Source organism: Microcystis sp. M049S2 (genome assembly GCF_020245625.1).
In the GTDB taxonomy this organism is placed as follows: domain Bacteria; phylum Cyanobacteriota; class Cyanobacteriia; order Cyanobacteriales; family Microcystaceae; genus Microcystis; species Microcystis ichthyoblabe_A.
This window is the reverse complement of record NZ_JADBUN010000208.1, coordinates 1-4,072: the sequence shown is the minus strand read 5'-3', so window position 1 is coordinate 4,072 and position 4,072 is coordinate 1. Positions and strand designations below refer to the sequence as shown.

Sequence of the window (4,072 nt, the reverse complement as noted above, 5' to 3'; positions counted from 1 at the left end):
TAGGAAAGCATGGGGATGAAGGTATGATAGCGAGATATGTAAAAGAACAAGATAAAGAATACCTGCAGCTACACCAAAATCTACAATTGAGTCTATTTTGATTCTGATACCCCGTCCGCTTGCGGCGGGGTAGTTCATTTAAATGATTGAAACCTGTCATTTCCTAGAGTTAAGTAGGTAGTCGTTAAAAATTATCAGATCCCCCCCTTGATAAGGTGGATCCCCCCGCCTATCGGCACCCCCCTTATCAAGGGGGGCAGGGGGGATCAAACCTAAAATCGATCACAGCAAAACTGTGTTAGGATTTAAACAGATATTCAACGCAATTATATGAGTATATCTTTTCCTATGGTATTAGGTGAACTGGACTCAGAGCAGTTATCAAAAGTTGAAGAGGTTTGGCTTTTTTGACTTGGGCTGCTCTAGAACTATGAATTTCTGAAAATGCGATCGCTTAAGTTAAAATAGAGAGGTTCAGTTTCAGGGACGAAAAAGGTAAAATAGATTAAAAGCTTACAATCTTCTAACTCGCTGCTATGCCAGTCACTCGCCAAGCTCTTAAGCAAGACCTTGACCAACTAACTAATGATCAACTTCAGCAAGTTGCTGACTTCATTGCCTTTCTCAAGTTCCAAGATAAACGCCGCCGGATCATTCTCGATCCTAGTCAACTTGTTTCCCTTGCGACTGATTTCGCCGAGGAAGACCGTATCTTTGCCGAAGCTGGAATGGATGATTATGCGGTGATGCTTGCTCAGGAAGAGCATCAATGACTGAACAGCTTAAACGCGGGGAAGTTTGGTTAGCAAACCTCAATCCTGCTCAAGGTTCTGAGCAGGCAGGCATTCGTCCTATAATTATTTTTCAAAATGATATTGTTTCTCAATTTTCCACAACAACCATTGCTATTCCCCTAACGACAAACCAACACCGTGCTTCATTACCAATCTGTCTGTTGATTAGACAGGGAGATGGCGGTTTATCGCAGGATTCAGTCGCACTTTGTTTTCAAATTAGAGTGCTAGATAAGACCCGTTTAATTCAGCGGTTAGGACTACTTAGGACTGAAACAATAGCTCAACTAGAAGATGTTGTGTTGGTAACATTAGGATACCAATTATGAGGATAGTACGATCACCGCTCTTGTCGGGTGCAAAAACCCGCAGGTAACGCACCAATAATATCTTTGAGGCTCATCCCAATAATTTTCTCTAGCTTCGGGAATTTCTATGAAAAACCGGTAGGCGTTAGGCTGTATTTGTTTTGACATCAACGCCCCGTATTGTTCTCGGTAAAACCCCACACCCTACACCCCACACCCCACACCCCACGAAAAACTTTTTGGGCAAACCCTAATTATTGCCCCCCCAATAGCCATCGTTGCCCCTTGCGAGCAGCGAATGATTAATAATTTCTTTGTAAACGGCAAAACCGATAAAAATTTTCTATCAAAAAACTGGCAAAAATTGGCAAGACGAAAAATGCTGATCAGCTTGGAACATCTGAGATAGAGCATCGTCAATCTGGACATTCAAAATGTCACCAACTTGCTGTGATCCCGGTGCTAATGGTCAGAGGGAGACTTGCATGATTTCAAAATCTAAGTTAATCTCACCTAAAAGTCACCTTTAGGTATTTTGACTAAAAAGTAAAGTTGCTTAACTTCTACTCTAGCCTCAAGGCTAATGCTGAAAGCTAGACCCATCGGCTTAATCCACTGGCTCTAGCTAACTCTTTACACCACAGGAGGTCTGTTTGAAAGAGACTTTTATCCACAACCCCATGACATCCGCTACCCCAGAACAGAATTGCACCGCTGAGTCTAACCGAGTCCGTTACTCAGTTGCTCTACTGGGATTAGCACTCTCTCTGGGAGTACCTAGCATTCTCAACTCCACCTCAGAATCAGCCCAGGCCGCCAATTCTGTACCCTTAGAATGGGAAGTGATCGACCTGGCCCGAAAAGCCAAAGCTGCGGGTAAAGAACTAAAAGAACCGCAAATAATCCAATCCCAAGCACTCGCCACCGTCAAATTCATCGCCACATCAGTGGTTGAGCATCAAGTAAAATCGGGAGAGTCCCTGTGGAGTTTAGCCGACACCTATCAAACCACCCCCACAGCGATCGCTAGTAGCAATAATCTCTCCCCCCAATCCGATCTGATTATCGGACAAACTTTAAAAATACCCACTCCTGAGCAGTTGCCCTCGGCAGCCCCGGCAGCAACTCCTGAGCAGTTGGATAGTTCCTCTGCTAGTCTGCGTCAAACCCGTCAACGTCTCCAAGAAAGTTTGGCCGCCTTGCGAACCGAGGAAAACCCCCATCAGTCCAATTCCGGGGAAACGGTAATCGTCACCGAAACTACCGCTCTCGTTCCCGATAATTCGCCAACTAGCGTCGAGATTCCCGTTATTGCTCCCGAAGAATCCCCCCGACCAACCGGCCAGGTGATCCCGATTCCCGTTCCCACCCCTGAAAGCGATCGCCCGATAGCCACAATTCCCGTTAATCCTCCCTTAACCAGCAGACCGGAAATTCCCAGCGTCGCCCTACGAAATCCAGCTCCTGTGACTGAAATTCCCGCCATTCCCAATCCTCGGGTCATAGTTCCCCCAGAAAACCAAGTTTATCGGGTTCGGCCAGGGGATACCTTAAACACGATCGCTCGCGCTCTCGGCATCACCCCCGCCGAATTAGCTAGGGAAAACGGCATTGACAACCCCAACCGGATTAAAGTCAATCAAACCCTAGTGGTTCCCGATCGCTCTGCCAACGCTAGAGTTAATCAAAATCTTACCCCCTTGGTCGGCGATCGCCCTAGGTTGTCCTTTAACCCCAGCAATCGGCAAAATTTGCCCGCCGCCACCGCCACCACGGGGACGGAAGAATTCCCCGAAAATATCACCGGCAGCTATCGGGAAAGACTGCGCCAAGAGGTGGCCAATCTGCGGGAAACTAACCTTTCGGAAACCCAGAAAAGTATCGCTATTCCCGTCGATAATCCCGCAGAAACCCCCGATGATCGACAAATAACCCCTAATCCCCAATGGACAGCCCTTCGTTCTCGTTCTAACCAAAGCACCCCCCCCCAGATTATCGGTTCGGCTCCTACCAATGTGGAAGAATATAATGACCGCCTACGAATTCCCGTCGGCGAAACCGTAGAACCTTCCCTTCCTCCCCTCGCTAATCCCGATGAGCATTTACCTAATCCCGCCCCGATTTTTACCGGCTTTATTTGGCCCACTAGAGGTGTGTTAACCTCCGGTTTTGGTTGGCGCTGGGGCAGACCTCATCGCGGCATCGATATCGCCGGTCCAGTGGGGACCCCGATTGTGGCGGCGGCTGCCGGTGAAGTAATCTCCTCCGGCTGGAATTCTGGCGGTTATGGCAATCTGGTGAAACTGCGTCACCCCGATGGTAGCGTCACTCTCTATGCCCATAACAGCCGTCTGTTGGTGCGTCGCGGCGAAACTGTTCAGCAAGGCGAGCCAATCGCGCAGATGGGTAGCACCGGTTTTAGCACCGGCCCCCACCTCCATTTCGAGGTTCACCCCTCTGGCCAGGGCGCAGTTAATCCCATCGCTTTCCTGCCAGGCAGACGTTAAAGATGCCCCCAAAGGGAAGAAAAAATCTTCCCTTTTTTGCTCTTGTGCAATTGGGTGATTATGTGTTACGATTGATAATTGTGTAAACGACGGCTTAGTAGCTCAGTTGGTCAGAGCAGGGGACTCATAAGCCCAAGGTCGGCAGTTCAAATCTGCCCTGAGCCATTTTAGGAAAACCTAAGTGTAGAATTTTAGAAATACAGAATCTTGCTTGAAGATTATCTCGTTCCCCGGTTCTACCTGATCACTGCCCCCCACCAAAGCCTTTTTTTTGATTTCTGGAAATTCGCACCCATAAGTATGGGAAAGGGCTTGACTTAGGCGGCGGTTTGCGTTATGCTTTTTTTATAATGGTAATCTGTGCAAATTTTGGTAATTGTCAATATTCCCATTATTAATAAAATGTTTTAAAAATATTATCTCAAAATCTCCCCAGAAAAGCAAGCAAAATTTTGCCAATAAT

General features: G+C 47.3%; 3 protein-coding genes, 1 tRNA gene and 1 pseudogene. All 5 read left to right on the top strand.

The window, feature by feature from the left end:
* Positions 1-101, top strand: a pseudogene (locus tag IM496_RS22745) (IS200/IS605 family transposase); the annotation flags it as partial.
* 435 nt (positions 102-536) lie between these two features.
* On the top strand, positions 537-773 hold the full coding sequence (locus tag IM496_RS17225; RefSeq protein WP_110579010.1) for a hypothetical protein: 237 nt from the start codon (positions 537-539) through the stop codon (positions 771-773).
* The gene (locus IM496_RS17220) at positions 770-1,123 is read left to right on the top strand and encodes a type II toxin-antitoxin system PemK/MazF family toxin (protein ID WP_287662691.1); all 354 of its coding nucleotides are present in this window, start codon (positions 770-772) and stop codon (positions 1,121-1,123) included. The genes IM496_RS17225 and IM496_RS17220 overlap by 4 nt, the downstream gene beginning before the upstream one ends.
* 659 nt (positions 1,124-1,782) lie before the next feature.
* A complete protein-coding gene (locus tag IM496_RS17215) occupies positions 1,783-3,609 on the top strand; it encodes a peptidoglycan DD-metalloendopeptidase family protein (RefSeq protein WP_194018139.1) in 1,827 nt (608 codons plus the stop codon).
* A 91-nt stretch (positions 3,610-3,700) separates the two neighbouring features.
* Positions 3,701-3,774, top strand: a tRNA-Met gene (locus IM496_RS17210).
* Positions 3,775-4,072 lie beyond the last annotated feature (298 nt).